Origin of the sequence: Actinomadura sp. B10D3 (assembly GCF_039871695.1) — a bacterium.
Taxonomy (GTDB): Bacteria; Actinomycetota; Actinomycetes; order Streptosporangiales; family Streptosporangiaceae; genus Spirillospora; species Spirillospora madurae.
The window spans coordinates 90,285-116,736 of sequence record NZ_JBDPLY010000004.1 but is presented as its reverse complement, the minus strand read 5'-3'; the positions used below and the strand labels follow the sequence as shown (position 1 = coordinate 116,736).

Annotated in this window: 25 protein-coding genes; 10 read left to right on the top strand and 15 right to left on the bottom strand. The window is 74.9% G+C overall.

What is annotated here, in order from left to right:
- Window positions 1–23 precede the first annotated feature (23 nt).
- A complete protein-coding gene (locus tag ABGB11_RS09030; RefSeq protein ID WP_347630786.1) occupies window positions 24–950 on the top strand; it encodes a LysR family transcriptional regulator in 927 nt (308 codons plus the stop codon).
- Here the strand turns inward: ABGB11_RS09030 and ABGB11_RS09025 are convergent.
- From ABGB11_RS09025 to ABGB11_RS09015, 3 genes are read right to left on the bottom strand one after another with little or no spacing between them, the layout of a single operon-like run.
- Window positions 928–2,070, bottom strand: coding sequence for a Glu/Leu/Phe/Val dehydrogenase (locus ABGB11_RS09025; protein WP_347630784.1), 1,143 nt, complete (start codon window positions 2,068–2,070; stop codon window positions 928–930). The genes ABGB11_RS09030 and ABGB11_RS09025 overlap by 23 nt on opposite strands.
- Window positions 2,063–3,208, bottom strand: coding sequence for an FAD-binding oxidoreductase (locus ABGB11_RS09020; RefSeq protein ID WP_347630782.1), 1,146 nt, complete (start codon window positions 3,206–3,208; stop codon window positions 2,063–2,065). The genes ABGB11_RS09025 and ABGB11_RS09020 overlap by 8 nt, the downstream gene beginning before the upstream one ends.
- A gap of 8 nt (window positions 3,209–3,216) precedes the next feature.
- Window positions 3,217–4,755: an aldehyde dehydrogenase family protein gene (locus tag ABGB11_RS09015; RefSeq protein WP_347630780.1), complete on the bottom strand. Its 1,539-nt coding sequence runs from the start codon at window positions 4,753–4,755 to the stop codon at window positions 3,217–3,219.
- A 210-nt stretch (window positions 4,756–4,965) separates the two neighbouring features.
- Between ABGB11_RS09015 and ABGB11_RS09010 the strand changes: the two genes are divergently transcribed.
- A complete protein-coding gene (locus tag ABGB11_RS09010) occupies window positions 4,966–7,092 on the top strand; it encodes a thiamine pyrophosphate-dependent enzyme (protein ID WP_347630778.1) in 2,127 nt (708 codons plus the stop codon).
- Here ABGB11_RS09010 and ABGB11_RS09005 read toward each other — a convergent pair.
- From ABGB11_RS09005 to ABGB11_RS08990, 4 genes are read right to left on the bottom strand one after another with little or no spacing between them, the layout of a single operon-like run.
- Window positions 7,076–7,810 carry an ABC transporter ATP-binding protein gene (locus tag ABGB11_RS09005; RefSeq protein ID WP_347630776.1) on the bottom strand — a complete coding sequence of 245 codons (735 nt, stop codon included), beginning with the start codon at window positions 7,808–7,810 and terminating at the stop codon, window positions 7,076–7,078. The genes ABGB11_RS09010 and ABGB11_RS09005 overlap by 17 nt on opposite strands.
- Window positions 7,807–9,585 (bottom strand): branched-chain amino acid ABC transporter ATP-binding protein/permease, encoded by a 1,779-nt coding sequence (locus ABGB11_RS09000; RefSeq protein ID WP_347630774.1) that lies wholly within the window; start codon window positions 9,583–9,585, stop codon window positions 7,807–7,809. The genes ABGB11_RS09005 and ABGB11_RS09000 overlap by 4 nt, the downstream gene beginning before the upstream one ends.
- Window positions 9,582–10,481, bottom strand: coding sequence for a branched-chain amino acid ABC transporter permease (locus ABGB11_RS08995; RefSeq protein WP_347630772.1), 900 nt, complete (start codon window positions 10,479–10,481; stop codon window positions 9,582–9,584). The genes ABGB11_RS09000 and ABGB11_RS08995 overlap by 4 nt, the downstream gene beginning before the upstream one ends.
- A 24-nt stretch (window positions 10,482–10,505) precedes the next feature.
- Window positions 10,506–11,711, bottom strand: coding sequence for a branched-chain amino acid ABC transporter substrate-binding protein (locus tag ABGB11_RS08990; RefSeq protein ID WP_347630770.1), 1,206 nt, complete (start codon window positions 11,709–11,711; stop codon window positions 10,506–10,508).
- Between the two features lie 160 nt (window positions 11,712–11,871).
- Between ABGB11_RS08990 and ABGB11_RS08985 the strand changes: the two genes are divergently transcribed.
- From ABGB11_RS08985 to ABGB11_RS08955, 7 genes are all read left to right on the top strand, one after another.
- On the top strand, window positions 11,872–12,849 hold the full coding sequence (locus ABGB11_RS08985; RefSeq protein WP_347630768.1) for an ornithine cyclodeaminase family protein: 978 nt from the start codon (window positions 11,872–11,874) through the stop codon (window positions 12,847–12,849).
- A gap of 79 nt (window positions 12,850–12,928) precedes the next feature.
- The gene (locus ABGB11_RS08980; protein WP_347630766.1) at window positions 12,929–13,540 is read left to right on the top strand and encodes an XRE family transcriptional regulator; all 612 of its coding nucleotides are present in this window, start codon (window positions 12,929–12,931) and stop codon (window positions 13,538–13,540) included.
- An 87-nt stretch (window positions 13,541–13,627) separates the two neighbouring features.
- Window positions 13,628–14,785 (top strand): FAD-binding oxidoreductase, encoded by a 1,158-nt coding sequence (locus ABGB11_RS08975; RefSeq protein WP_347630764.1) that lies wholly within the window; start codon window positions 13,628–13,630, stop codon window positions 14,783–14,785.
- A complete protein-coding gene (locus tag ABGB11_RS08970) occupies window positions 14,782–15,048 on the top strand; it encodes a (2Fe-2S)-binding protein (RefSeq protein ID WP_347630761.1) in 267 nt (88 codons plus the stop codon). The genes ABGB11_RS08975 and ABGB11_RS08970 overlap by 4 nt, the downstream gene beginning before the upstream one ends.
- Window positions 15,045–16,397 carry an NAD(P)/FAD-dependent oxidoreductase gene (locus tag ABGB11_RS08965; RefSeq protein WP_347630759.1) on the top strand — a complete coding sequence of 451 codons (1,353 nt, stop codon included), beginning with the start codon at window positions 15,045–15,047 and terminating at the stop codon, window positions 16,395–16,397. Before ABGB11_RS08970 ends, ABGB11_RS08965 begins: the two co-directional genes overlap by 4 nt.
- Entirely contained in the window at window positions 16,394–17,335 is a 942-nt protein-coding gene (locus ABGB11_RS08960; protein ID WP_347630757.1) for a dihydrodipicolinate synthase family protein, read from the top strand. Before ABGB11_RS08965 ends, ABGB11_RS08960 begins: the two co-directional genes overlap by 4 nt.
- A complete protein-coding gene (locus ABGB11_RS08955) occupies window positions 17,335–18,336 on the top strand; it encodes a proline racemase family protein (RefSeq protein ID WP_347630755.1) in 1,002 nt (333 codons plus the stop codon). The genes ABGB11_RS08960 and ABGB11_RS08955 overlap by 1 nt, the downstream gene beginning before the upstream one ends.
- 4 nt (window positions 18,337–18,340) lie before the next feature.
- Here ABGB11_RS08955 and ABGB11_RS08950 read toward each other — a convergent pair whose 3' ends face one another.
- From ABGB11_RS08950 to ABGB11_RS08935, 4 genes are all read right to left on the bottom strand, one after another.
- Complete coding sequence (locus tag ABGB11_RS08950) at window positions 18,341–19,720, bottom strand: NADP-dependent succinic semialdehyde dehydrogenase (protein WP_347630753.1); 1,380 nt, start codon at window positions 19,718–19,720, stop codon at window positions 18,341–18,343.
- A gap of 69 nt (window positions 19,721–19,789) precedes the next feature.
- Window positions 19,790–20,821 (bottom strand): lactonase family protein, encoded by a 1,032-nt coding sequence (locus tag ABGB11_RS08945; RefSeq protein ID WP_347630751.1) that lies wholly within the window; start codon window positions 20,819–20,821, stop codon window positions 19,790–19,792.
- Window positions 20,822–20,911: 90 nt separating this feature from the next.
- Window positions 20,912–21,901 carry a hypothetical protein gene (locus ABGB11_RS08940; RefSeq protein WP_347630749.1) on the bottom strand — a complete coding sequence of 330 codons (990 nt, stop codon included), beginning with the start codon at window positions 21,899–21,901 and terminating at the stop codon, window positions 20,912–20,914.
- Window positions 21,902–21,912: 11 nt separating this feature from the next.
- Window positions 21,913–22,716 (bottom strand): acyl-CoA thioesterase domain-containing protein, encoded by an 804-nt coding sequence (locus tag ABGB11_RS08935; protein ID WP_347630747.1) that lies wholly within the window; start codon window positions 22,714–22,716, stop codon window positions 21,913–21,915.
- Window positions 22,717–22,910: 194 nt separating this feature from the next.
- Here ABGB11_RS08935 and pgi point away from each other — a divergent pair, with 194 nt between their 5' ends.
- Window positions 22,911–24,542 carry a glucose-6-phosphate isomerase gene (gene pgi / locus ABGB11_RS08930; protein WP_347630745.1) on the top strand — a complete coding sequence of 544 codons (1,632 nt, stop codon included), beginning with the start codon at window positions 22,911–22,913 and terminating at the stop codon, window positions 24,540–24,542.
- A gap of 59 nt (window positions 24,543–24,601) precedes the next feature.
- Here pgi and ABGB11_RS08925 read toward each other — a convergent pair whose 3' ends face one another.
- The 4 genes from ABGB11_RS08925 to ABGB11_RS08910 all read right to left on the bottom strand — a co-directional run bounded on the left by ABGB11_RS08925 (window position 24,602) and on the right by ABGB11_RS08910 (window position 26,426).
- Window positions 24,602–24,859 carry an EF-hand domain-containing protein gene (locus ABGB11_RS08925; RefSeq protein WP_347630743.1) on the bottom strand — a complete coding sequence of 86 codons (258 nt, stop codon included), beginning with the start codon at window positions 24,857–24,859 and terminating at the stop codon, window positions 24,602–24,604.
- Between the two features lie 100 nt (window positions 24,860–24,959).
- Window positions 24,960–25,697, bottom strand: coding sequence for a sugar isomerase domain-containing protein (locus tag ABGB11_RS08920; RefSeq protein WP_347630741.1), 738 nt, complete (start codon window positions 25,695–25,697; stop codon window positions 24,960–24,962).
- The gene (locus ABGB11_RS08915) at window positions 25,690–26,127 is read right to left on the bottom strand and encodes a PTS sugar transporter subunit IIA (protein WP_347630739.1); all 438 of its coding nucleotides are present in this window, start codon (window positions 26,125–26,127) and stop codon (window positions 25,690–25,692) included. Before ABGB11_RS08915 ends, ABGB11_RS08920 begins: the two co-directional genes overlap by 8 nt.
- The gene (locus tag ABGB11_RS08910; protein ID WP_021598663.1) at window positions 26,124–26,426 is read right to left on the bottom strand and encodes a PTS sugar transporter subunit IIB; all 303 of its coding nucleotides are present in this window, start codon (window positions 26,424–26,426) and stop codon (window positions 26,124–26,126) included. Before ABGB11_RS08910 ends, ABGB11_RS08915 begins: the two co-directional genes overlap by 4 nt.
- Window positions 26,427–26,452: the final 26 nt, after the last annotated feature.

Below are 26,452 nucleotides of genomic sequence, written 5' to 3'. Positions count from 1 at the left end.
AGATGAACGGGGTGCGCATTCTCATGATCAGTCCCCTGCACATCCAGACGGTGCGCGAGGTCGTCCGCACCGGCTCGTTCGCGGACGCCGCCCGCAACCTCGGGTACACCGCGTCCGCCGTCTCGCAGCAGATCGCGGCGCTGGAGCGCGCGTGCGGCCTGGTGCTCTTCGAGCGCCGGGCCCGCAGCGTGCGGCCGACCAGCGCCGCGTTCCTGATGGTCAGCAAGGGCAACGACGTGCTGTCGGCCCTCGACACGCTGGAGCGCGAGCTGCGCACGGTCGCCAGCGGCGAGCGCGGCGCGCTCCAGCTCGGCAGCTTCCCGACTGCCAGCGCCCGCATCCTGCCGCGGGTGCTGGCGGAGCTGTCCCGGGTCCGGCCCGGCATCGAGATCACGCTGTCGGAGGGCGAGCCGGACGAGCTGCTGCCCGAGCTGCTCGACGGCGACCTCGACCTCCAGCTCGTCTACCGCTACGACCTGTTCCCGCGCACCTGGCCCGACCAGATCGTGGAGACGCCGGTGATGGACGAGAACCTGGTGCTGTGCGTCCCGACGGAGCACCCGCTCGCCGAGGGGCGCACCGCCCGCCTGCGGGACCTGCGCACGGAGACGTGGATCGCGAGCCGTCCGGAGAGCTCCGGCGCGCAGGCGCTGCTGCGGCTGTGCAGCACCGCCGGGTTCACCCCCAACATCGCGTTCCGCAGCAACGACTACGCCGTGGTGTGCGGCCTGGTCGCGTGCGGGCTCGGCATCGCGCTCGTCCCGGCGCTCGGCTGCGTCCCGTCGCCGGGGCTGAAGATGCTGAGGCTCAGTCGCCGCAGCCCGCAGCGGCACGTCACCGTCCTGCGCCGCACCACCAACTCCAACCCGCTCGTCAAGGACGCCATGCGCGGCCTCACCGAGGTCGCCCGCAGCGTCGAGGCGGAGATCAGCGGCGCCACCGGCCCTTGAGCTCCATCGCGGTGCGGACGCGCTCCTGCGCCAGCGCGACCGCCGCCCGGTGCGTGGTGGTGCTCTGCGCGCGGGCCGTGTCGAGCACCGTCACGGTGTTCTCCCGCATCTTCGCCGACACCGCCGTGAACACCGCGTCGGGATCGGGGCGGAACGCCGAGTGGCGGGCGTCCATCGCGAAGCCCGCCGCGACGACGCCGCCCGCGTTGGCGACGAAGTCCGGGACGACCGTCACGCCCCGCTCGGCGAGGACGCGCTGCGCCTCCGGCGCGGTCGGAAGGTTCGCGCCCTCCACGACGATCCTCGCCCGCACGTCCGCGGCCACGCGCTCGTCGATGACGTCCTGCAGCGCGGCGGGCACGAGGACGTCCGCGGGGACGGTCAGCTCCGCGCCCACGTCCAGGAGCCGGCCGCCGTACTCCAGCACGGCGGCGTCGCCCGCCTCGGCCCGCAGGCCGAGCAGCTTGCCGACGTCCAGCCCGTCCGGGTCGTACAGGGCCCCGTGGACGGTCGAGACCGCCACCACCGCCGCGCCCAGCTCGTCCAGCCGCCGCGCCGCCGCGTGCCCGACCGCGCCGAACCCCTGCACCACCACCCGCGCGTCCCGGAGGGACGTGCCGGTATGCCGGGCGGCGGCGTCGGCGGCCTCCGCGACCCCGAAGCCCGTCACGCCGAGCTCGTCGTAGGGCATCCCGCCGAGCGCGTGCGGGGTGCCGACCGCCGCGCCCCGGTCGTCCAGCTCGTCCTGGACGATCGCCGCGTCCCGCTCCGACAGCCCCATGTCGAGGCCCGCCACGTACCGGCGCGGGATCTCCTGGGCCAGCGCCCGGACGAACGACCGCAGGATCGCCTCCCGGTCCGGCGACGCCGGGTCCGCCGCGATGCCGGCCTTCGCGCCGCCGAAGAACAGGTCGACGCCGGCCCACTTGTAGGTCATGACCCGGGCGAGCCGCGCCACCTCCGCGACGGTCACCCTCGGGCTCATCCGCATGCCGCCCTTGCCCATGCCGCGGGCGGTGTTGTCGATGACGAGGACGCCCCGCATCCCGGTCCGGGCGTCGGAGACGCACACGACCCGCTCGGGGCCCCACTCGTCCATCAGCGCGAGCAGGTCAGACACGGTTGATCTCCGGGCGGAGGAGGTCGCCGGCGAAACGCGCGGCGTGCAGGGGGCCGACGTCGGTGAACGGCTCCCGGCCGAGGTACAGGTCGCGGACGACCTCGCCGACCGCCGGCCCTTGCAGGAAGCCGTGGCCGGAGAAGCCCGTCGCGTACAGGAACCGGGACACCGTCTCCTCCTCGCCGATGAGCGCGTTGTGGTCGGGCGTGACCTCGTACAGGCCCGCCCAGCCGCCGGTGAGCCCCACGTCGAGGAGCCGCGGCGCGCGAGCGCCGATCGCCTCGGTGAGCCGGTGGAGCCAGGCGTCCGAGCGGTTCAGCAGGAACCCGGGCCGCTCGTCCGGGTCGGACATGCCGAGCATCAGCCCCTGGCCCTCGGCGTGGAAGTAGAACGACGTGGCGAAGTCGATGGTCATCGGCACCGGGCGGGGCAGGTCCGAGATCGGCTCGGTGAAGACGATCTGGCGGCGCAGCGGCTCCACCGGCAGGTCGACGCCCGCCATCCGGCCGACCGCCGCCGACCACGCCCCGGCCGCGCAGATCACGGCGCGCGTCCCGATGCGGCCCCGGGACGTCCGGACCGCCCGCACCTCGCCGCCCTCGGTCTCGATCCCGGTGACCTCGCAGTGCGTGGAGATCGTCGCGCCGTGCCGCCGCGCGCCGGCCGCGTACCCGAGGACCACCGACTCGGGCGTGCAGTGCCCGTCGTCGGGGGAGAACGCGGCGGCCAGCAGCCCGTCCGCGCTGATCATGGGGGAGAGCCGCCGCGCCTCGGCGGCCGAGACCATCCGGCTGGGGACGCCGAGTGCGTTCTGCAGGGCCACGCTCCGCTCGAACGACGCGACGTCCTCCGGCCGCGACAGCAGGAACAGGTAGCCGACCCGGTGCAGGTCGATCTCCTGCCCGGGGCGGTCGGGGAACCGGGCGAACGCCTCCAGGCTGCGGGCACCGAGCCGGATGTTGACCTCGTCGGAGAACTGGGCGCGGACGCCGCCCGCCGCCTTGCACGTCGAACCCGACCCCAGCTCGTTCCGCTCGAGGAGGAGCACGTCCCGCACGCCCGCCTCGGCGAGGTGGAAGGCGATGCTCGTCCCCATGACCCCGCCGCCGATGACGACGACCTCGGCCGCGCTCTCCACAGGCCCCCCTACAGCCGGAAGCCGAGGTCGGGGGAGATCTCCGGTACGTCCATCTGGGCCTTCTGCAGCCGCCCGGAGGTGTCCCAGTTCATCGACTGCCAGCGGGTGAACTGGTCGAGCACCCACACGCCGGACTGGCGGCTGCCGTTGCCCGACCGCCCGTTCCCGCCGAACGGCAGGTGCGCCTCCGCGCCGGACGTGGAGTTGTTGACGCTGACCATGCCGGCGGAGATCCGCCGCCGGAACGCGAACACCTTGGCCGGGTCGGTCGTGTAGATGGACGCGGAGAGCCCGTAGCCGGGCGCGTTGGCGAGCGCGATCGCCTCGTCCAGGCCGCGGTACGAGGCGACGCCGATGATCGGGCCGAAGGTCTCGTTCATGAACAGCTCGTCGCCGGGGCCGACGCCGTCCACGATCACCGGGTGGTAGTACAGGCCCTCCGCGGCGTCCCCGGCGAAGCCCTCGCGCGGCGCGGCGCCGGTGATCCGCCCGGTGGCGGACGACCCGTGCACGGTGTGGCCCGGCCCGATCCAGCCGAGGACCTTCTCGAACCCGTCCGCGAACCGCTCGCTGATCAGCGGGCCGTACAGGACGTCGCCCGCCGGGTGCCCGACCACCGCGGCCCGGGTCGCCTCGTCCAGCAGCCGGAGGAACTCGGCGTGCACCGACTCGTGGACGATCGCGGTCCCGAGGGACGTGCAGCGCTGCCCGGCCGTGCCGAACCCGGAGAACAGGGCGCCCTCGACCGCCAGCGGCAGGTCGGCGTCCTCCGCGACGACCATCGGGTTCTTGCCGCCGAGCTCCAGGCACGGCGTCTGGAGATGGCGCCCGCACAGCTCGCCGATCCGCGACCCGACCTCGGTGGAGCCGGTGAAGCCGACCTTGTCGACGAGCCCTTCGCCCAGCGCCTGCTCCAGGCCGCGGAACGTCTCCGCGCCGTCGGCGTACATGACGTTGAAGACGCCGTCCGGCAGGCCCGCGTGGGCGAACAGCGCGTAGAATGCCTCGGCGCAGGCCGCCGCGTACTCCGCCGGCTTCCACACGACCGCGTTCCCGCACAGCAGCGCCGGGACGATGTACCACGACGGCACCGCGACCGGGAAGTTCCCCGCCGTGATGACGGTGACGACGCCGACCGGGTCGCGGAACGTGAACAGCTGCTTGTCGGGCATCTCGGACGGGACGGTCTGCCCGTAGAGCCGCCGCCCCTCGCCGAGGAAGAACGCGCACGTGTCGGCGATCTCCTGGACCTCGCCGAGCGCCTCGGCGTACGGCTTGCCGACCTCCCGGGTCACGACGCGGGCGAGCGCCGCCTTGTTGTCCTCGACGAGCCGGCCGATCGCGGCGACCGCCTGCCCGCGGACGGGTGCGGGCACGTCCCGCCAGGCGTCCTGCGCGTCCCGGGCGGCGCGGCAGGCGCGGACGAGGTCGCCGGCGTCCGCGAGGGACACCTCCGCGACCGTCTCGGACGTGCGGGACGGATCGGTCGAGCGGTACGTACGCGGCCCCGCCGGGATCCGGGCGCCGCCGATGACGGAGGAGAGCACGCCTCCAGCGTGAACGGACCGGCGCGCCGGAGCCAAGATCGGGCAGAGCGCGGCTTCCTTATCGCGAGGCCAAGCCCGGCTGAGGCTCTCGCGGGCACGTCGTTAAGCGATCCTTGGCCAACTCCCAACCGGTTCGCGGCCTCCCGCGGGTTGGCTCCGGCCGGGCGGCGTCCGATGCTCGACACGCATTCCCTTCCCGCAGGAGCGCGCATGCCCGAGCCCGCCGACGTCCACTTCCTGGAGAAGGCCGCGACCCTCGAGGCGCCCGGCTCGCCGGCCCCGGACGGGCCGCTCACCGGCGAGCGCTGCCTGGAGCTGTTCGACGCCCAGCTCGGCAGCCGTCACCTGGACCTCGCGGCCCGCCACCTGCGGGCGGAGGGCCACGGCTACTACACGATCGGATCGTCCGGCCACGAAGGGAACGCGGCGGTCGCCGCCGTCCTGCGCCCGGACGATCCGGCCCTCCTGCACTACAGGTCGGGGGCGTTCTTCCTGGAGCGCGCTCGCCGGGTTCCCGGCCAGAACCCGCTCCGGGACGTGCTCCTCGGGCTGGTCGCCGCCGCCGAGGAGCCCATCGCGGGCGGCCGCCACAAGGTGTTCGGGAGCCGTCCGCTGCACATCATCCCGCAGACCTCCACCATCGCCTCGCACCTCCCGCGCGCGCTCGGCGTGGCCTTCGCCATCGAACGGGCCGCCCGCCTCGGCCTGGACGCGCCATGGCCGCGCGACGCCGTCGCGGTGTGCTCCTTCGGGGACGCCTCCGCCAACCACTCGACGGCCGCGGGCGCCATCAACGCGGCGATCAACTGCGGGTTCCAGGGCCTGCCCATGCCGCTCCTCCTCGTCTGCGAGGACAACGGGATCGGCATCAGCGTCCGCACCCCTCCCGGCTGGATCCACGCCGCGTACGGGTCCCGGCCCGGCCTCGCCTACTTCCACGCGGACGGCTGCGACCTCGCCGACGCGTACGCCGTGGCCGCGCAGGCGGCCGGCTGGGTCCGCGAGCACCGCCGCCCCGCGTTCCTGCACCTGCGCACCGTCCGCCTGATGGGCCACGCCGGCTCCGACGTCGAGTCGTCCTACCGGACGCCCGCCGAGATGGCCGCCGACCTCGACCGCGACCCCCTCCTCGGAACCGCGCGCCTCCTGGTCGAGCGCGGCGCGGCGACCGCCGAGGAGGTCGTCGGCCTCTACGAGGCCAAGCGCGCCGAGGTCATGGCCCTCGCCGGGGAGGTCGCCGGCGCGCCCCGCCTCGCCTCCGCCGCCGAGGTCATGGCGCCGCTCCGGCCCGCCGCCGCCGGCCGGGCCGAGGCGCGCGCGGAGGGGGAGCGGGTCACGCTGGCGCAGGCGATCAACCGGACGCTCGGCGAGCTGCTGGACGAGCGCCCGGGGATGGTCGTCTTCGGCGAGGACGTGGCGCGCAAGGGCGGCGTCTACGGCGTCACGCGCGGGCTGATGAAGCGTGCCGGGGCGGCGCGGGTGTTCGACACGATCCTGGACGAGCAGTCCGTCCTCGGCCTCGCGCTCGGCTTCGGGACGGCCGGGATGCTGCCCGTGCCCGAGATCCAGTACCTCGCCTACCTGCACAACGCCGCCGACCAGATCCGGGGCGAGGCGGCGACGCTGCCGTTCTTCTCGTCCGGCCGGTACGGCAACCCGATGGTCGTGCGGATCGCCGCCTACGCCTACCAGAAGGGCTTCGGGGGCCACTTCCACAACGACAACGCCGTGGCCGCGCTCCGCGACATCCCCGGCCTGGTCATCGCCTCACCGTCCCGCCCCGACGACGCCGCGGGGATGCTGCGCGCGTGCGCCGACGCCGCCGAGCGCGAGGGGCGGGTGTGCGCGCTGCTGGAGCCGATCGCGCTCTACCACGTCCGCGACCTGCACGAGGACGGGGACGGAGGCTGGCTCGCCCCGGCCGGGGGGACGGTCCCGATCGGGCGCGCCCGCTCCTACGGCGACGGGCGGGACCTCACGATCGTCACGTTCGCCAACGGGCTGCGCATGAGCCTGCGCGCCGCCCGCCGCCTGGAGGCCCGCGGCGTCGGCTGCCGCGTGCTCGACCTGCGCTGGCTGGCCCCGCTGCCCGTCGAGGACCTGCTGCGCGAGGCCCGCGCCACGGGCGCCGTCCTGGTGGCGGACGAGACGCGCCGCACCGGAGGCGTCGCGGAGGGCGTGCTGGCGGCCCTCGCCGACGCGGGCTTCCAGGGCAGGGCGGCGAGGGCCGCCAGCGAGGACAGCTTCATCCCCCTCGGCGACGCCGCCCGCCACGTCCTGCTGTCCGAGGACGCCATCGAGGACGCCGCCGGGAAGCTGCTCACGTCGTCTCGATGACCGGGTCGCCGCCGAGGTAGGCGGCCTTCACCCGGTCGTCCTGCGCGAGCTCGGCCGCCGGGCCGGACAGGACGATCCGGCCCGTCTCCAGGACGTGGGCCCGGTCGGCGAGCCGGAGCGTCTGGTGGGCGTTCTGCTCCACGATCAGGATCGTGGTGCCCTGGTCGCGGATCTCCCGGACGACCCGGAGCACCTGCTGCGCCGTCTGCGGCGCGAGCCCCATCGTCGGCTCGTCCAGGGCGAGGAGCCGGGGCCGCAGCATCAGCGCCCGGCCGATCGCGAGCATCTGCTGCTCGCCGCCCGACAGCAGCCCGGCGAGCTGCCCGCGCCGCTCGCCGAGGCGCGGGAACATCGCGTAGACCTCCTCCCGGCGGGCCGCGACGGCGGCCTTGTCGCGGCGCCGCAGGTACCCGCCGAGCAGCAGGTTCTCGGCGACGCTCAGGGCCGGGAACACCCGCCGCCCCTCGGGGACGTGGCCGAGCCCGGCCTCGACGACCCGGTGCGCCGCGAGCCGGGTGATGTCGCGCCCGTCGAACTCCACCCGCCCGGACCGGGCCCGGTGCAGGCCGGTGAGCGTGCGGAGCGCGGTGGTCTTGCCGGCGCCGTTGCTGCCGAGCAGCGCGACGATCTCGCCCTCGCCGACCTCGAACGAGATCCCGGCGAGCGCCTCGACCTGCCCGTACCGGCTGTGCAGGTCCTCCACGGCCAGTAGCGTCACCGCAGCACCTCCGTGACGAGGTCGGTCTCCGGGTCGTCCGGCACGCCGAGGTAGGCGGCGATCACCCGCTGGTCCTCCCGGATCTCGGCGGGCGGCCCGACGGCGATCGTCCGCCCGTACTCCAGCACGGTCACCCGGTCGGAGATCGACATGACCAGAGCGACGTCGTGCTCGATCAGCACCACGGCGGTGCCGAGCGCGCTGATCCGGCCGATCAGCTCCATCAGCGCCCGCTTCTCGGTCGGGTTCGCGCCCGCCGCGGGCTCGTCCAGCAGCAGCACCCGCGGGTCGCCCGCGAGCGCCCGCGCGATCTCCAGCCGGCGCCGGTCGCCGTAGGGCAGCCCGCCCGCCGGGCGGTCCGCGGCGTCCAGCAGCCCGGTGAAGTCCAGGCAGCGGCGGACCGCGTCGAGGTCGGCCCGCGACAGCGGGCGCAGCAGGCCGCGGTCCCGGGCGAACCGGCCGATCAGCACGTTCTCCGCCACCGTCATCTCGTCGAACAGCCGGATGCTCTGGAACGTGCGGGCCAGCCCGGCGGCGGCCACGCGGTGCGGCGCGAGGCCCCGGACGCTGCGCCCGCCGAGCACGACCGTCCCGGCCGACGGCGCGAGCATCCCGGTGATGCAGTTGAACGCGGTCGTCTTCCCGGCGCCGTTCGGGCCGATCACGCTCACCACCTGCCCGGCGCCGGCGCGCAGCGCGAACCCGTCCACGGCCGTGACCCCGCCGAAGGCCCGGGACAGGCCGTCCACCTCCAGCAGCGTGCCCGCCGCGGCCGGAAGGTCCGGCGCGGGCCCCGCCTCGGGCGGCAGCCGGAAGCGGCGCGGCCGGTACGGCCACACCCCCTGCGGGCGCAGGATCACGATCAGGATGAGCAGCAGCGCGAAGAACAGGCCCCGGTACTCCTGGACGGTCCGCAGCACCTCCGGCAGCGCGACGATCACGACGGCACCGATCATCACGCCGGGCCGGCTGCCCATCCCGCCGATGATCACCACGAGCAGGATCATCAGCGAGGTGAGGAACGTGAAGCTGGACGGGTCGACGGTGCCGAGCTGCGCGGCGTTCAGCGGCCCCGCGACCGCCCCGGTCACCGCGCCGAGCACGTAGGCGAGCAGCTTCACCCGCCGGGCCGGCACGCCGACCGCCTCGGCGGCGGTGTCGTCGGCCCGGATGGCCCGCCAGGCGTAGGCCAGCCGCGACCGCGCCAGCAGCGCCGTCGCGGCGAGGACGACGACGAAGAAGGCGAGCGCCAGGTAGAAGAAGTCCCGCGGCGTGACGATCTCCCGCCCGCCGACCGTGACCGGCGGGATCCCGGTCAGGCCGTTCGGCCCGCCGGTCACCTCCAGGTTCACCACCGTGATCCGGATGATCTCGCCGAAGCCGAGCGTGACGATCGCGAGGTAGTCGCTGCGCAGCCGCAGCGTCGGGTACCCGATGACCACGCCGGCCACCGCGGCGGCGGCGACCGCCGCCGGCAGGGTGAGCCAGAAGCCCCACTCCAGCTCCAGCATCAGCAGGCCGGAGGTGTACGCGCCGATCGCGAAGAACGCCGCGAACCCGAGGTCCAGCAGGCCCGCGTAGCCGACGACGATGTTGATGCCGAGCCCGAGGATCGCGTAGATCAGGATCGTGCCGGCGACGGTCAGCGCGTAGTCGTCGAGGGTCCCGCCCGCCACGAGCGCCGCCGCGATCAGCAGCGGCCAGCCGCCGTGGCGGACCGCCGCCTGCGCGCCCGCCGGCCGCGCCGCGAGGGACGCCCGGACCCGGGCCCTCACGCGCGCTCCACGACGCGCTCGCCGAACAGGCCGGTGGGTCTCAGCGCCAGCACGGCGATCAGCAGCCCGAAGATGATGACGTCCGTCCAGCGGGACGAGACGTACCCGGCGGAGAACGACTGGACGAGGCCGATGGCCACGCCCGCGACCATCGTCCCCGGCAGGTTCCCGATGCCGCCGAGGACCGCCGCGGTGAACGCCCGCAGCCCGATGAGGAAGCCCATGCCGAAGCTGATCTGCACGTAGTACAGCCCGTACATGACCCCGGCCGCGCCGGCGAGCATCGAGCCGATGAAGAACGTCGTGAGGATCAGCCGCTCGACGTTGATGCCCTGCAGCCGGGCGGCGTCGCGGTCCATCGCGAGGGCGCGCATCGCGGTCCCGGTGACGGTGCGGGTGACGAACAGCCACAGCGCCGCCATCAGCGCCACCGACAGCACGACCAGCGCGAGCTGGCCCCAGGTGACGCGGACGGCGCCGCTGAAGATCCGGCCGCCGTCCAGCGCGTGCGGGTAGGACTTGAACCGGGCGTCGGTGAGCACCTTCACGCCCTCCTCCAGCGCCAGCGAGACCCCGATCGCCGCGATGAGCAGCGCCAGCCGCGGGGACGCCAGCAGCGGGACGTAGGCGGCCCTGGCGATCCCGGTGCCGACCACGCCGGTGGTGAGGGCGCCGACCACCACCGCGGCCACGATGGCGGGCAGCGCCATCCCGCCGGTCGCGCCGAGCGTGGTCAGCGTCCCGAACCCGGCGAACGCCCCGATCATGAACACGTCGCCGTGCGCGAAGTTGATCAGCCGGACCACCCCGTAGATCATCGAGTAGCCCAGCGCGATCAGGGCGAGGAACGCCCCGATCGTCAGGCCGTTCACCAGGTACTGGACGAACTCGCTCATGGAACCCCGTTCGGCTGCGCCCGGTCAGGAGGCCTTGGCGTCCACCCAGGTGGAGCCGCTCCGGTCGAGTTTCTTGTAGGCGGTGAACCCTCCGTCCTTGACCTGCACGGTGATGTAGAGGGGGTCGGTCCGGTCGCCCTTGTCGTCGAAGGTGATGGGCCCGGTGATGCCCGGGAAGTCCTTGATCTTGTGGAGGGCCTCGGTGATGGCGGTGCCCTTGGTAGAGCCGGCGTCGTCGATGGCCTTCGCGACGACCTTGACCGCGTCGTACTCGTACACCGAGAACGGCCCGGGGTCGGCGTTGTTCGCCGACTTGTACGCCGAGACGAACGTCGCGGCGGCCGGCAGGTCCTTGGCCAGCGGCGCGGTCGTGGCGATATAGCCGTCGGCCGCCGAGCCCGCGGTCTTCAGGACGGTCGAGTCGGTCGTCGCGTCCCCGCCCATCAGCGTGAACTCGAGCCCGAGCTGCTTGCGCTGCTTCATCAGCAGGCCCGCCTCGGCGAAGTAGCCGGTGAAGTACAGCACGTCCGGCTTGGTCGAGGCCACCTTCGTCAGGACCGGGCTGTAGTCGGACTGGCCCGGTTGCAGCGCGTCCTCGTAGACCACCTGGCCGCCCGCCTGCTTCACCGAGTTCGCCGCCGCGTCCGCGAGGCCCTTGGCGTAGGTCGTGTTGTCGTGCAGCAGCGCGATCCGCTTCGCGCCGAGCGGCCCGGTCATGAACTTGGCCGCCACGAGGCCCTGGTTGTCGTCCCGCCCGCAGGTGCGGAAGACCTTGCCCTTGCCGGAGTCGGTCAGCGACGGGTTGGTGGAGGCGTCCATCACGAACGGGACGTTGCGCCGCCCGTAGATCGGGATCGCCGGCACCGCGGCGCCGGAGCAGTAGCCGCCCGCGACCGCCACGACCCCGCTGTTGAGCAGCTTCTGCGCGGCCTGCGCGCCCTGCTGGGCGCTGCACTGGTCGTCGGCCTCGACGATCTCGATCTTGCGGCCGTCCACCCCGCCGGCCTTGTTGATCTCGTCGGCGGCGACCTTGGCGGCGGCGAGGATGTCCTGGCCGGCCGAGGCGGAGTCGCCGCTCAGCGGCGCCGGCACGCCGATCTTGATCGCGCCGTCGCCGCCGGAGTCGCCCGAGCCGCAGGACGCGGCGAGCGGCGCGAGCAGCAGGCCGGCGCCGGCGGTGGCGATGAGGCGGAACCGGCGTCCGCGGTCCCGCGGGGTCAGCAGGGTCATCGGCGCCTCTCCGTCACTCGCGGCCAGGGATGGTGAAAGCCTGAAACGTCCAGGCACGGGCGTCGAGACGGGCAAGCATGCGATCTCATGTAGTGATCGGTAAGCACCGCTTGCCCTTTCGGCCTCGACAGCGCGGCGGCGCGGTCGCGAGGATCTCCCCATGGCCGGTGTCCTGCTGCTTTCCGCCGCCGACGTGGCCGCGGTGTTCGACCTGCCCGCCGCGATCGCCTCGCAGCGGGCCGCGTTCGCCGCGCTCGGCCGAGGGGAGGCGCGGCTCGCGCCCCGGGTGCTGCTGGACGGGCCGGACGGCGAGGTCGCGTTCAGCTACGTCTCCCGGCTGCCCGGCACCGGCGCCGTCGCCAAGTTCGGCAGCGTCACCCCGGGGAACGCGGCGCGCGGCCTGCCGACCGTGGCCGCGCTCGTCACCGTCCAGGACCCGGTGGACGGCCGGCCCGTCGCGGTCATCGAGGGCGAGGCCGTGACGACGCTGCGCACGTCCGCGGCGAGCGCGGTGGCGGCCGGGCACCTCGCGGCGCCGGACGCGTCCCGGCTCGCGGTGATCGGCTGCGGCGTCCAGGGCCGCGCGCACGTCCGGGCGATGGCGGCGGTCCGCCCCCTCGGCCGGGTCACGATGACCTGCCGCCATCCCGACACCTGCACCGCCGCCGCCGACCTCGCGGCCGAGCTGGAGCTGCCGGTCGAGACGGCGGCGTCCGCCCGCGCGGCCGTCGAGGACGCGCAGATCGTCGTCACCGCGACCACCAGCGCCGAACCGGTCGTCTCGGGCGAATGGCTCCGGCCCGGCTGCACGGTCGTCAGCGTGGGCTCCTTCGCGCCGGACCGGACGGAGGTGGACGGCGAGACCCTCACCCGCGCCGCGTCCGTCGTCGTGGACGACGTGCCGACCGCGCTGGAGCACGCCGGCCCCGTGGTGGCCGCCGTCCGCGACGGCCTGCTGGACCCGGGCGACGTGCGCCCGCTCGGCCCGGTCGTCGCCGGCCTCGCCGCCGGGCGCGCGTCCGAGGCCGACATCGTCTTCTACAACAGCGTCGGCGTCGGGGTGCAGGACACGGCGGCGGCCTCCGTCATCGTGGAGCGCGCCCGCGAGGCCGGGGTCGGGAGGCTGGTGGACCTCTGAGCCCGGCCGTCCCCGCCCGGTACACTGGCCGTTCGATAGAGCGAACGGCTGGACGGGTGACGGGACGGGGGCGGCGGGCGTGGACGCGTCAGGGGACTCGGTGCGGGACGTGCTGGCCGGCAACCTGCGCCGCGCGCGGCTCCACCTCGGCCTGTCGCTGTCGGAGCTGTCCCGCCGGTCGAGGATCGGCAAGGCCACGCTGTCCCAGCTGGAGGCGGGGGCGGGGAACCCCACCATCGAGACGGTGTTCAGCCTGTCCCGCGCGCTGGAGGTGCCCATCTCCGACCTGCTCGACCGCCGGGAGCCGTCCGGGCTCACCGTGGTCCGCGCGGCCGAGGTGGAGCCGCTGAGCGGCGAGGGCGTCGACCTGCGGCCGCTGCGGGGCATCGAGTCCGGCGGCGCCCTGGTCGAGGTGTACGACCAGGTCGTCCGGGCCGGCCGCAGCCAGGACTCGCTCGGCCACGTCGGCGTCGAGCACACGATCGTGCAGGCCGGGCGCCTCGCCGTTCGGGTGGACGACCGCGACGTGGAGCTCGGGCCGGGCGACTACGTCCGCTTCGACGCGCGGCTGCCCCACCGCTACACGGCCGCCGGGGGGACCGTCCGCTCCGTCCTCCTCCTGGAGTACAGCGCCGACCAGCGGCTTCACGCGTCCCCGGCCGCTCCGTCGCACCTGGTCGAGACCCCCTGACACCGGCCGGCGCTCCTTCGTTGACAGCGCGAGCGGCGCCCGCTTACGCTCGAAACCGTTCGGTTTAGCGAACGATTGGCGGGTCGCATGCGGGTCGTGGTGCTGGGCGCCGGGATCGTCGGCGCGGCCTGCGCCCGCGAGCTGGCCCTGGCGGGCTGCGCGGTCGTCGTCGCCGACCGCGGCGGGCCCGCGGCCGGGACCACCGCCCACGGCGAGGGCAACGTCCTGGTCTCGGACAAGGGACCCGGCCCCGAGCTGGAGCTGGCGAAGCTGTCGCGGGAGCTGTGGCCCGCCGTCCTGGACGGCGCCCCGGGCGCGGCCGGCGCCGAATGGGACGCCAAGGGCGGCATCGTCGTCGCGACCACCGCCGCCGGGGCGGGCACCCTGGCGGAGTTCGCCGGCGCCCAGCGCGCGGCCGGGGTCACCGCCGAGGACCTGGACGCCGCCGCCCTCGCCGCCGCCGAACCCCACCTCACCAAGGACGTCACCGGAGCCGTCCACTACCCGCAGGACGCCCAGGTCCAGCCCGCCGGAGCGGCCACCGCGCTGCTGGGCGCCGCGGTGCGCGCCGGGGCCGCCGTGCGCACCGGATGCGAGGTGCTCGGCGCGGTCCGGCGCGGCGGCCGCCTCACCGGGGTCCGGACCACCGGCGGGACGCTCGAGGGCGACGCGTTCGTCAACGCCGCCGGGCCGTGGTCGGGCCGGGTCGCCGCGCGGCTCGGCGCCCGCCTCGGGGTCGCGCCCCGCCGCGGCGAGGTCCTGGTCACCGCGCCGATGCCGCCGACCGTCTTCCACAAGGTCTACGACGCCGGCTATGTGGGCGCGGTCGGCAGCGCAGACGGTGATCTTCAGGCGTCCGCCGTCGTCGAGTCGACCCGGGCGGGGACCATCCTGCTCGGCTCCTCGCGCCGCCGCGTCGGGTTCGACGACCGGATCCGCCCCGAGGTGCTGTCGGTCATCGCCGCCAAGGCCCTGCGGCTGTTCCCGTCCCTGGCCGGGGTACCGGTCATGCGCGCCTACGGCGGGTTCCGCCCGTACGTCTCCGACCACCTGCCCGTCATCGGGGCCGACCCGCACCTGGACGGCCTCTGGCACGCGACCGGGCACGAGGGCGCCGGGGTCGGGCTGTCCACCGGCACCGCCGCCGTCCTGCGCGACCTGATGCTCGGCCGCGAGCCGGCCGTCGACGCGGAGCCGTTCCGCGCCGGCCGGCCCGCCGTCCGGTGCGAGGACGACGCCGCGTGAGCCCGCTGCGCATCACCGTGGACGGGGAGACCCTCGCCGGCAGGGAGGGCCAGACGATCGCCGGCGTGCTGCTGGCCTGCGGCCTCCGGTCCTGGCGGCGGAGCCCGACCGGCACGCCGCGCGGCGTCTTCTGCGGGATCGGCGTGTGCTTCGACTGCCTGGTCACCGTGAACGGCGTCCGGGACGTGCGGGCGTGCCTGCGCCGCGCCCGCGACGGCGACGCGGTCACCACCCAGTCCCGCGCGGGGGAGGATGCCCGATGACCTGGCACGTCGTGGTCGTGGGGGCCGGTCCGGCCGGGCTGTGCGCGGCGGCGGGAGCGCTGCGCGCCGGGGCGGAGGTGACCCTGCTCGACGCGGCGCCGGAACCCGGCGGCCAGAACCGCGCCTGGCACGGCTACGAACGGCTCCGCGACCACGTTCTCGGCCATCCGCGGTGCGACTGGTGGCCGCAGAGCGCGGTCTGGTCGATCGACCGCGCGGGGGACGGAGCGCCGGACGTCCATGTGCTGCGCGGGGAGATCGACGGGGCGGAACGGGACCGGCACGTCCTGCGCCCCGGCGCGCTGGTCCTCGCGCCGGGCGCGCACGACCGCGTCCTGCCGTTCCCGGGCTGGGAGCTGCCCGGCGTCTCCACCGCCGGGGCGGCGCAGGCGTTAGCGAAAAGGGAGGGGCTGCCGCCGGGCGGCCGGACGCTGATCGCCGGCTCCGGACCGTTCCTCCTGCCCGTCGCCGCGTCGCTGCTGGAGGCCGGGGCGAGCGTTCGGGCCGTGCTGGAGGCCAACTCCGCCGCGACCGTGGCGCGCGGCTGGACGCGCCGGCCCTGGGAGCTGGCGTCCCAGACCGGAAAGACCGCCGAGCTCGCCGGATACGCCGCGCTGCTGGCCCGGCACCGCGTCCCGTACCGGACGGGCCGCGCCGTGATCGAGGCCCGGGGCGACGGCCGCGTCGAAGAGGCGGTCACGGCACGGCTCCGCCCCGACTGGTCGGTCGTCCCGGGCACCGAGCGGGTCGTCGCGGTGGACGCGCTGTGCGTCGCCCACGGGTTCAGCCCCCGGCTCGAACTGCCGGTCGCGGCCGGGTGCCGCCTGCGCCGCGGCGCGTTCGTCGAGGTCGACGCCGACCAGCGCACCAGCGTCCCCGGCGTCCACGCCGCGGGGGAGATCACCGGGATCGCCGGGGCGCCCGCCGCCCGGGCCGAGGGCCTCCTCGCCGGCTGGACCGCCGGCCTCGGCTCCCCGGACGCCCCCGCCGCCGTGGCCGCGCGCCGCCGCCGCGACCGGGCGCGGGCCTTCGCCGCGCGCCTCGCCGCCGCCCACCCCATCGGCGCGGCCTGGCCCGGCTGGCTGCGGCCGGACACGATCGTCTGCCGCTGCGAGGACACCCCCTACGGCGCCCTGCTGCGCGCCGCCGGAACCGGCTCCGCGCACGCGGTGAAGCTCGCGACCCGCGCAGGCCTCGGCCCCTGCCAGGCCCGGATCTGCGGCCCGACGGTCGCCGAGCTGCTGCGGGGCGGGCACCCCCACCACCGGCCCATCGCCCAGCCCGTCCGGCTCGGCGAGCTCGCGAGGCCGCCCGTCGAGGACCCCGGCACGAAGGAGAGCTCCCCATGAGCGACAGTCGGACGCAGGGCGCGCCCCCGCCCCTGGGAGGCGTGATCGTCGCGGCGGCGCTGCCCTACCGCGAGGACGCCGCCGCCCCGGCCGGGCTCGCCGTCGACTACGACCGGTACGCCGAGCACTGCCGCTGGCTGGTCGCCGGCGGCTGCCGCGGCGTCGGCCCCAACGGTTCGCTCGGCGAGTACTCGGCGCTGACCGACGAGGAGCGCCGCCGCGTCGCCCGCACCGCCGTCGAGGCCGTCGGCGGCGACGGGATCGTCGTGGCCGGCGTCCACGGTCCCGGCTCCCACCAGGCGCGGCACTGGGCCGAGATCGCCGCCGAGGACGGCGCCGACGGCGTCCTGTGCCTGCCGCCGACGATGTACCGGGCCAACCCCGGCGAGGTCGTCGCGCACTACGAGGCCGTCGCGTCCGCCGGCCTCCCCGTGATGGTCTACAACAACCCGATCGACACCAAGGTCGACCTCACCCCGGACCTGCTCGCCGAGATCGCCCAGATCGACGGCGTGGTCGCCGTGAAGGAGTTCTCCGGGGACGTCCGCCGCGTCCTGGAGATCAAGGAGAGGGCGCCGGGCCTGGAGGTCGTCGCGGGCGCCGACGACGTCGTCCTGGAGTCGCTGCTGATGGGCGCGACCGGCTGGTTCGCGGGGTTCCCCAACGTGTTCCCCGCCGAGTCGGCGCTCCTCTACGAACTGGCCACCGCGGGGAGGCTCGCCGAGGCGCGGGACCTGTACGAGCCGCTCGTCGCCGCGTTCCGGTGGGACTCGCGGACCGAGTTCGTCCAGGCCATCAAGCTCGGCATGGACCAGGTCGGCCGGTACGGCGGCCCCTGCCGCCCGCCGCGCGGGCCGCTCAGCCCCGGGCACCGCGCCGCCGTCACCGCCGACATGGCCCGCGCGGTCGAGGCACTCGCGCGGCGGCGGGCCGCCTGATGCGGTCGGCCCGGTCGATCACCGCGGTCGACTCGCACACCGAGGGCATGCCGACCCGCGTCGTCACCGGCGGCGTCGCGCCCATCCCCGGCGCCACCATGGCCGAGCGGCGCCGGTACGCCGTCCGGCACCTGGACGGGCTGCGCCGCTTCCTGATGGACGAGCCGCGCGGCCACCCCGCGATGAGCGGCGCGCTGCTGCAGCCGCCCACCCGGCCGGACGCCGACTGGGGCGTCGTGTACATCGAGGTCAGCGGGTTCCTGCCGATGTGCGGGCACGGCACCATCGGCGTCGCCACGGTCCTGGTGGAGACCGGCATGGTCGAGGTGACCGAGCCGGAGACGACCGTGCGCCTCGACACTCCGGCCGGGCTCGTCGAGGCCCGCGTCGCCGTCCGCGGCGGTGCCGCGGAGCACGTCACGCTCCGCAACATCGCCTCGTTCGCCCTCCGGCAGGACGCGGTCGTGACCGTCCCGGGGCTCGGCGACGTCCGGTACGACATGGCCTACGGCGGCAACTTCTACGCCATCACCGACCTCGAATCGCTCGGCCTGCCGTTCGACCGGGCCCGCAAGGACGACATCCTCGCCGCCGGGCTCGCCATCATGGCGGCGATCGACGAGAGCGACCCTCCCGTGCACCCCGGCGATCCGCTGATCGCGGGCTGCAAGCACGTCCAGTTCCTCGCGCCGGGCTCGGACGCCCGGCACTCCCGCAACGCGATGGCGATCCACCCCGGCTGGTTCGACCGCTCGCCGTGCGGCACCGGCACGTCCGCCCGGATGGCGCAGCTGCACGCGCGCGGCGAGCTGCCGCTGCACACCGAGTTCGTGAACGAGTCGTTCATCGGCACCCGCTTCACCGGGCGGATCGTCGGCACCGCGGAGGCCGGCGGCCTGCCCGCGGTGGTCCCGGAGTTCACCGGGCGCGCCTGGATCACCGGGACCGCCACCTACCTGCTCGATCCCGGCGACCCGTTCCCCGAGGGCTTCGTCCTCTGAGGGGTCAGCCGGCCCAGACGGTCTTGGCGTTGCAGAAGGCGCGCAGGCCGTCCGCCGACAGCTCCCGGCCGTAGCCGGAGCGCTTCACCCCGCCGAAGGGCAGCTCCGGGTAGGACGTCACCATCCCGTTGACGAAGACCTGGCCCGCGTCCAGTTCCCGGACGAACCGGTCCCGCTCGACGTCGTCGCGCGTCCACGCGTTCGAGCCGAGCCCGAAGCCCGTCGCGTTCGCGACCTCGACCGCCTCCGACACCCCGCGGACGCGGAACAGCGACGCGACCGGCCCGAAGACCTCCTCGTGGTACATCCGCATCTCGGGCGTCACCCCGGAGAGCACGGTCGGCGGGTAGTACCAGCCGGGACCGTCCGGGCGCTCGCCGCCGCACAGCACCGCCGCGCCCTTGGCCACCGCGTCGGCCACCAGCTCCTCGACCTCGGCGCGCCCCTCCTCGCTGACCAGCGGGCCGACGTCGGTGGCCTCGTCCATGGGGTCGCCCACCTTCTTCGCCCGCATGTGCTCCACGAAGCGGCGCTCGAACTCGTCCGCGCAGCCGATGTCGGCGATGAACCGCTTCGCGGAGATGCAGCTCTGCCCGTTGTTGAGGCAGCGGGACTCCGCCGCCGTCCGCGCCGCGGCCTCGATGTCGGCGGACGGCATCACCACGAACGGGTCGCTGCCGCCGAGCTCCAGGACCGTCGGCTTGATCTCGTCCCCGGCGATCGCCGCGACGGACCGCCCCGCGGGCTCGCTGCCGGTGAGCGTCGCCGCCTTCACCCGCGGGTCCCGCAGCACCCGCTCGACCTTGGACGACCCGATCAGCAGCGTCTGGAAGGCGCCCTCGGGGAACCCGGCGCGGCGGAACAGGTCCTCCAGGAACAGCGCCGTCTGGGGCACGTTCGAGGAGTGCTTCAGCAGCCCCACGTTGCCCGCCATCAGGCCGGGGGCGGCGAACCTGACCACCTGCCAGAGCGGGAAGTTCCACGGCATGATCGCCAGGACGGGACCGAGCGGCTGGTAGCGGACATAGGCGTCCCGCGCCCCCACGTCCCGCGCCTCGGCGGGACGCCGGTCGGCGAGGAACTCCGCCGCGTGCCGGGCGTAGAACCTGCACGCCTTGGCGCACTTCCCCACCTCGGCCACGGCCGCCTTCAGCGTCTTGCCCATCTCCGTGGTGAGCATGGCGCCGATCTGGTCGGCCTCCCGGTCCAGGATGTCCGCCGCGGCGTTCATCCACTCTGCCCGCTGCTCCAGCCGCGTCGTGCGGTAGGAGGCGAACGTCTCCGCCGCCCGCGCGATGCGCCGGTCGACCTCCTCGTCGGCCAGCGCGTCGAAGGTCTTCTCGACCTCGCCCGTCGCGGGGTTGGTCGTGGCGATCGTCGTCATGTCGGGATGCTCCCTGCTCGTCCGCCTGTTCTCGGGGGACGTGCCCGAGGCGGGCGGCAGGAAACGCCCCTAGGCGGCGGGCCCGGCAGGCAGGACGCAGACCGGTGAGGGGACGCGCAGGGGTTCGCCGGCGGGCGCCGGGACACCGTCCGGGCCGATCCGGAAGGTCGCGATCGTGTCGCTCCGCTCGTTGGCGACGTGCATCCACGCGCCGTCCACGTACAGGTCGCGCGGCCAGTGCCCTCCGGACGGGACGTCGGCGATCGGCTCGAGCGCCGCGCCGCCGTCCAGCACGCGGTGGGCGGTGACCACGTCCGTACCGCGCATCGACGTGTAGGCGTACCGGCCGCCGGCGCCGAGCCTGATCGCCGCGCCCTGGGCGGCCTCGCCCGCCGGATCCGCCGTCGCGGGCGACTCGGCCACGAGCTCCAGCCGCGCGTACCCGTCCACCGGCCGCAGCACCATTACGGATGTGACCAGTTCGGCGAGCACGTGCACGTAGCCGCCGGGGTGGAGGACCAGGTGCCTCGGCCCGTGCCCGGCCGGCACGTGCGTCTCCCCGACCAGGCGCAGTGCGCCGTCCTCGATCCTGAAGGAGCGGATGAGATCGGCCCCCAGGTCGGTCGTGAGGACCGTCCCGTCCGGTGCGTGCACCGACGCGTGCGCGTGCGGGCCCTCCTGGCGGTCGGTGCGGGGCCCGCCTCCATGCCCTTCGGCCACCGCGGGCTCGCCGGCGAACCCTCCGTCTCGGTCCAGCCGGACGGCCCGCACCGTCCCGGAGCCGTAGTCGGCGACCAGCAGGTGCCCGGCGTCCGGTGTCAGGGACAGGTGGCACGGCAGCGCGCCCGCCGGGCGGGTCCCGGTCTCCCGCAGCCCCGAGGCCGCCACCTCGTAGGCGACGACCCCGCCCCGGTCCTCCTCTCTCACCGCGTAGAGGACGTTTCCGGAGGGATGGGCGGCCAGGTACGACGGGCACACGGCCTCGGTCACGAGCTCCGGCCCCTCCAGCGTCCCGTCCGCCCGCCGGGCCACCCGGTAGATACCGGCACCCCGACCGGCCTCTCCGGTGTACGTGCCCACCCAGAACGCCCGCTCGCTCACCGGGACTCCTTCCTCACGCGATCCCTCCCGCCCCTGGTGAGGCGGCCGAGAACGAGCCTAGTCCCGTCGCCTGGCGGTACCGGCGGGCGGTCAGGCCTGCGCGGCGAGGCGGGCGCGCAGTTCGGCGGCGCTGTCCAGGGCGGACCGCCATTCGTCGTCGTGGGCGTCGACCTGCCGGTGCGCGGTGAAGTACGGGTTCAGCTCGACCTCCCGGTCCCCGGCGTGCCGGCGGACGGTGTCCAGCATCCGCGGCACCGGGTCGTCCCCCCGCCGGCGGCCCAGCCGGGAGACCACCTCGTCGAGGGCGGCGGCCGGATCGTGGGCGGGGACGGTGACCGCGCCCCCGCAGCGGGCGAGCTGCTCCTCGTACCGGTCCTCCCAGAACTCCACGCGCCATCCCGGCCACAGCTCCTCCAGGGCGGGCACCAGTCCCGTGCAGGACGCGCCGATCCAGACGCCGGCCGTGCGGGCGGCGACGTCCAGGTGGAGGCCGCTGACCGGCACGTTCCGCAGATCCCGCCGCGCGAGTCCGCCGGCGGGCGGCCGGTCCGCCAGGCCCGGTCCCCGCCAGGCCGTGTGGAGCTCCCAGTACAGCGGATGGACGGTGATCCCCTCCGCCGTCCGGACGGTGAGCAGGTGGTGCATGTCGTCCGGGTCCGTCTCGGTCTCGTCCGGGACGGCGCGCTCGTCCAGGTCAGGGCTGCGGACGAGCGACCGGTCGAACCCGGCCGCCGCGGCGAGATCGCCGATGCCGTCGTAGGCCCACCGCACCGTCCAGTCGGGCCAGGTCAGGCCGAGCAGTGCCAGGAAGGCCCGCTTGCACGGGATCTCCAGCATCAGCTGGTCGCCGTAGAACACCAGCCGGCGGGCCGTGAAATCGACGACCGCGCCGCCCTCGGCCCAGCGGTCGTCCAGCCAGTCGCGGGCCGGGTCGGCGCAGCGGTGCTGGGCGGCGATGAACCGCCTCGCCGCCTCCGGGCCCGCGACCAGCGCGGAGCAGACCTGGTCCGCGCCCCAGTGGGAGTAGTACAGGCTCAGGCCGTCGGCGTCGATCAGCACGTAGTTCGCGCGAGCTCCCATGCACCGCGACCCTAGCCCGGCGCCGGGCGCAGCAGTGCCTCCTGGGCGATCGACGCCAGGAGCGTCCCGTCCTCGGTGTGCAGGGTGCCGCGCGCCAGGCCGCGGGCGCCGTGGTTGGTGACCGGGTGCACCGAGAACAGCAGCCACCGGTCGGCGCGCGGCGGCCGGTGGAACCACAGCGCGTGGTCGAGAGTGACCGCGGTCGCGAGCCGGCGCGGCGAGCCGGGGGCGCGGGCGCTGCTGACGACGCCCATGTCCGACAGGTAGGCGATCAGGCAGGCGTGCAGCGCGGGATCGTCGCCGACCGGTTCCGCCATCCTGATCCAGAACGGGTGCGCGAGCGGGAACTCGCCCTCCCCGCGCGGGTTCACCCGAACCTCGAACCCGGCCGGGTGCCGGAAGAACGACGGCAGCTCCGCCGCGGGCACCCCCTCCGGGCCGGGCGTGCCGGACGGCGGGGCGGCCTGCCAGTCGAACCCGGCTTCCGGGTCGTGGAAGGAGGCGATCAGCTCCAGGATCGGCTTGCCGCCCTGGCTCGCGGTCACGTGCCGGGTTGTGAACGAGCGGCCGTCGCGGGTGCGGGCCACGTCGAAGTTCAGCGGCTCGTCCGGCGACCCCGGGCGGATGAAATAGGCGTGCAGGGAGTGCGGCGGGCGCCCGCCGGCCGTCAGGCACGCCGCGCGCAGGCTCTGCCCGGCGACCTGCCCCCCGAACAGCCGGGGCCGACCGACCGGCGGCGACGTGGCCGTGAACGAGTCCGCGCCGAGCGGCGCCAGGTCGAACAAGCTCGTGATGCCGTGCTGGGCGTCGCTCATCCCGGGGAACCTCCTGCAACCTGCGGGCGACCCTACTCGCGCGCCGTGCGGGACCCCGCGATCGGGGCGGATCCCTCCGGCGCCGGGGACGCCCTGATACGGTCGCGCGCGGTCCGCCTATGATCGCCGGATGGGGAACGGCGGGGTGCCCGGGGGACGTTCGGCGCTCGCCCCGCGAGGAGATGAGAGAGGCAATGGCTGATATCACCGAGTCGCCCGAATGGTCCGCGCTGGCCGAGCACCAGGCGGCGCTCGCGGGCCGGCACCTGCGCGAGCTGTTCGCGGACGATCCGGGGCGCGCCGGCCGGATGGCCGTGACCGCGGGGGACCTGTACCTGGACTACTCCAAGCACCGGGTCACGGACGAGACGCTGGGGCTGCTCACCGCGCTCGCCGAGCGCGCCGGGCTCCGCGCCCGGATCGAGGCGATGTTCACCGGGGAGCACATCAACGTCAGCGAGGACCGCGCCGTCCTGCACACCGCGCTGCGCCTGCCGCCCGGCGAGGCCCTGACGGTGGACGGCCAGGACGTCGCCGGCGACGTGCACGCCGTCCTGGACAAGATGGCCGGGTTCGCGGGGCGCGTCCGCTCGGGGGAGTGGACGGGCTTCACCGGCAAGCGCATCACCACCGTCGTCAACATCGGCATCGGCGGCTCCGACCTCGGCCCCGCGATGGCCTACGAGGCCCTCCAGGACTACGTCGACGCGGGGATCTCCTGCCGGTTCGTCTCCAACATCGACCCGGCCGACATCCTCGGCAAGCTCCGCGGCCTCGACCCCGAGCAGACGCTGTTCGTCATCAGCTCCAAGACGTTCGGGACGCTGGAGACCCTCACCAACGCCAAGGTCGCCCGCCAGTGGCTCGTCGAGCGGCTCGGCGACGACAAGGCCGTCTCGCGGCACTTCGTCGCGGTCTCCACCAACGCCGAGCGGGTCGCCGACTTCGGCATCGACACCGCCAACATGTTCGGGTTCTGGGACTGGGTCGGCGGGCGCTACTCCTTCGACGGCGCCATCGGCCTCTCCCTGATGATCGCCGTCGGCGGCGAGGCCTTCCGGGAGATGCTCGCCGGGTTCCGCGAGATCGACGAGCACTTCCGCGCCGCGCCGTTCGAGGCGAACATGCCGGTCCTGATGGGCCTGCTCGGCGTCTGGTACACCGACTTCTTCGGCGCGCAGACCCGGGCCGTCCTGCCGTACAGCCAGCGCCTGTCCCGGTTCCCCGCCTACCTCCAGCAGCTCACCATGGAGTCCAACGGCAAGTCGGTGCGGGCCGACGGCGCGCCCGTCGTCGCGCAGACGGGCGAGATCTTCTGGGGCGAGCCCGGCACCAACGGCCAGCACGCCTTCTACCAGCTGCTGCACCAGGGCACCCGGCTCGTCCCCGCCGACTTCATCGGCTTCGCCGAGCCGTTCGAGGACCGCGCCGGCATGCACGACCTGCTCACCGCGAACCTTCTCGCGCAGACGTCGGCGCTCGCGTTCGGCAAGACCGCCGAGGAGATCGCCGCCGAGGGCACGCCCGCCGCGGTCGTCCCGCACAAGGTGATGCCCGGCAACCGCCCGACCAGCACGATCCTCGCGCCGAAGCTGACCCCGAAGACCCTCGGCTCGCTCGTCGCGCTCTACGAGCACGTCGTGTTCGTGGAGGGGACGATCTGGGGCATCGACTCCTTCGACCAGTGGGGCGTCGAGCTCGGCAAGGTCATGGCGATGGACCTTGCCCCCGCGCTCACCTCGGACGAGCCGCCCGCGCAGGCGCCCGACCCGTCCACGGCCGAGCTCGTCCGCCGGTACCGGTCGCTGCGGGGCCGCCGCGCCTGACCCTGTGGGGACGGGAAGGCCCGCCGGCCGCGCCGGCGGGCCCGTCGCCTCCGGCGTGATCAGGCGCGCGCGCCGGGCAGCGGCCCCTCGGCCCAGCCCTGGGCGTCCAAGAGCGCGCGGAACTCCTCGTAGGAGATGAACCCGTCGAGGTTGCCGTCCGCCTTCTCGAACCTGTCCTGCGTCTCGGCGCGCGTCCAGGCGAGCCCCAGCTCGTCCAGGACGAGCGTGAACTCCATCAGGTCGAGCTTCTGATCGCCGCCGAGGTCCGCGCGCGTGAACACGGCTAGAAGGTCGTCCCCGGTCGGTCTGGTCGTCATCTCGCTCCTCGTTCCGGTCCGATGTAAACCTCGCATCCTGTCATAGGGGGCGAGCCGGACCATATGAGAAACGCCGCGGGACCGGGCGGGGGTTCCCGGGCTAGCCGTCCCCGGCCAGTTCGGGGACGCGGTGCCGGTAACGCTCCAGCAGCGCGGCGTTCGCCTCGTCGCCGCCGGGGACGTTCGCGCTCGTCCAGCGCGGCAGGTCCACGCCGCGCGCCGCGGCGAGGTCGTCGAGCTCGGCCAGCACCCGCGCCCACGCGTACGCGCCGAGGACGGTTGAGACCGCGGCCGTGCGCGGCGCCGCCGCCGGGTGCAGCACGTCGCCGGGCGGGACCCGCGTGTCCAGCACGATCGCCGCGTGGTCGGCCAGCGCCGTGCCGGCCCGCGCCTCCGCGGCGCGCGAGGCCGGCGACGACATCACGGCGATCACCGGCACCCGCCGGGCCGCGCACTCCTGCGCGACCTCCACCGGGTACGGGTTGCGGCCGCTGGTGGAGAAGACGACCGCCACGTCGGGCGGGGCGGGCGCCGCCTTCTCGACCACGGCGCGCCCCACCCCGGCCCGCCGCTCCGCGCGGGTGCTGCGCACGGCGTGGTCGAGGGGGAACACGGCCGGGTCCCAGATCGGGCGGACGGCCGCCAGCCCGCCCGCCCGGTAGAACGTCTCGAACACCATCGCCAGGGAGTGGCCCGCCCCGGCGACGTGCACGATCCCGTCGGCCTCGACCGACGCCAGGATCAGGGCGGCGGCGTCGCCGGCCGCCTTTCCCGCGGCGGCGTCGAGCTCGTCCAGCAGGTGCCGCACCCGGTCGGGGAACCGCGCCGGGTCAGTCATCGGGGAGGGCCTCCTTCAGGTCGCGGGCCAGGCCGTCCTCGCCGGACGCCGCGCGGAGCCGGTCGGCCAGGCCGCCGGACAGCGCGCGCGCCAGCGCGGACAGGGTGCCGACGTGCGCGTCCGCGTCCGGGGTGCAGAACGCGAGCAGCAGGTCGACCGGGTCGTTGTCAGGATGGCCGAACCCGACCGGCGCCGCCAGCCGGGTCACCCCGACGCCGACCGCGAGGCCGCCCTCCTCGGGGCGGGCGTGGACGAGCGCGAGCCCCTTGGCCAGCACGATGTACGGGCCGTTCTCCTCGACGACCCGCACGCACGCCTCCGGGTAGCCCTCGCCCGCCGCGCCCGCGGCGACCAGCGCGGAGGCCGCCTTCCGGACGGCCTCCCGCCAGTCCGCCGCGGTCACGGCGTCGGCCGCGGCGACGACCGTCACGGCAGCCACCCCTGCTCGGTCAGGTGCTCCCTCAGCCGGGCCTCCAGCCCGTCCTTGTCGAGGAAGTCGCTGATCGTGATCACCACGGGGGCCAGATCGGCGATCTCGCCGGTGTGCATGCCCTGGCCGATCACCACGTCGGGCGACATCCCGCGGGCCGTGGACACGTCGGTGTTCTCGACCCGCGCGTCCACGCCGAGCGAGCGCAGCGCGTCCTCGGCGGTCATCTTGAGCATGAGGCTGGAGCCCATGCCGACCCCGCAGACCGCGAGGACTTCCAGTTGCCGGTCCAGTGCCATCTCGGCCTTTCCTTCGTCGTCGGTTC

Excerpts from the sequence above, each read along its gene's own strand:
- ABGB11_RS08955 (WP_347630755.1), top strand. The coding sequence starts at position 17,335 with ATGCGGTCGGCCCGGTCGATCACCGCGGTCGACTCGCACACCGAGGGC.
- ABGB11_RS08910 (WP_021598663.1), bottom strand. The coding sequence starts at position 26,426 with ATGGCACTGGACCGGCAACTGGAAGTCCTCGCGGTCTGCGGGGTCGGC.
- ABGB11_RS09030 (WP_347630786.1), top strand. The coding sequence starts at position 24 with ATGATCAGTCCCCTGCACATCCAGACGGTGCGCGAGGTCGTCCGCACC.
- ABGB11_RS08990 (WP_347630770.1), bottom strand. The coding sequence starts at position 11,711 with ATGACCCTGCTGACCCCGCGGGACCGCGGACGCCGGTTCCGCCTCATC.
- ABGB11_RS08995 (WP_347630772.1), bottom strand. The coding sequence starts at position 10,481 with ATGAGCGAGTTCGTCCAGTACCTGGTGAACGGCCTGACGATCGGGGCG.
- ABGB11_RS08920 (WP_347630741.1), bottom strand. The coding sequence starts at position 25,697 with ATGACTGACCCGGCGCGGTTCCCCGACCGGGTGCGGCACCTGCTGGAC.
- ABGB11_RS08985 (WP_347630768.1), top strand. The coding sequence starts at position 11,872 with ATGGCCGGTGTCCTGCTGCTTTCCGCCGCCGACGTGGCCGCGGTGTTC.
- pgi (WP_347630745.1), top strand. The coding sequence starts at position 22,911 with ATGGCTGATATCACCGAGTCGCCCGAATGGTCCGCGCTGGCCGAGCAC.
- ABGB11_RS08935 (WP_347630747.1), bottom strand. The coding sequence starts at position 22,716 with ATGAGCGACGCCCAGCACGGCATCACGAGCTTGTTCGACCTGGCGCCG.
- ABGB11_RS08940 (WP_347630749.1), bottom strand. The coding sequence starts at position 21,901 with ATGGGAGCTCGCGCGAACTACGTGCTGATCGACGCCGACGGCCTGAGC.
- ABGB11_RS08965 (WP_347630759.1), top strand. The coding sequence starts at position 15,045 with ATGACCTGGCACGTCGTGGTCGTGGGGGCCGGTCCGGCCGGGCTGTGC.
- ABGB11_RS08925 (WP_347630743.1), bottom strand. The coding sequence starts at position 24,859 with ATGACGACCAGACCGACCGGGGACGACCTTCTAGCCGTGTTCACGCGC.
- ABGB11_RS09010 (WP_347630778.1), top strand. The coding sequence starts at position 4,966 with ATGCCCGAGCCCGCCGACGTCCACTTCCTGGAGAAGGCCGCGACCCTC.
- ABGB11_RS08960 (WP_347630757.1), top strand. The coding sequence starts at position 16,394 with ATGAGCGACAGTCGGACGCAGGGCGCGCCCCCGCCCCTGGGAGGCGTG.
- ABGB11_RS08950 (WP_347630753.1), bottom strand. The coding sequence starts at position 19,720 with ATGACGACGATCGCCACGACCAACCCCGCGACGGGCGAGGTCGAGAAG.
- ABGB11_RS08975 (WP_347630764.1), top strand. The coding sequence starts at position 13,628 with ATGCGGGTCGTGGTGCTGGGCGCCGGGATCGTCGGCGCGGCCTGCGCC.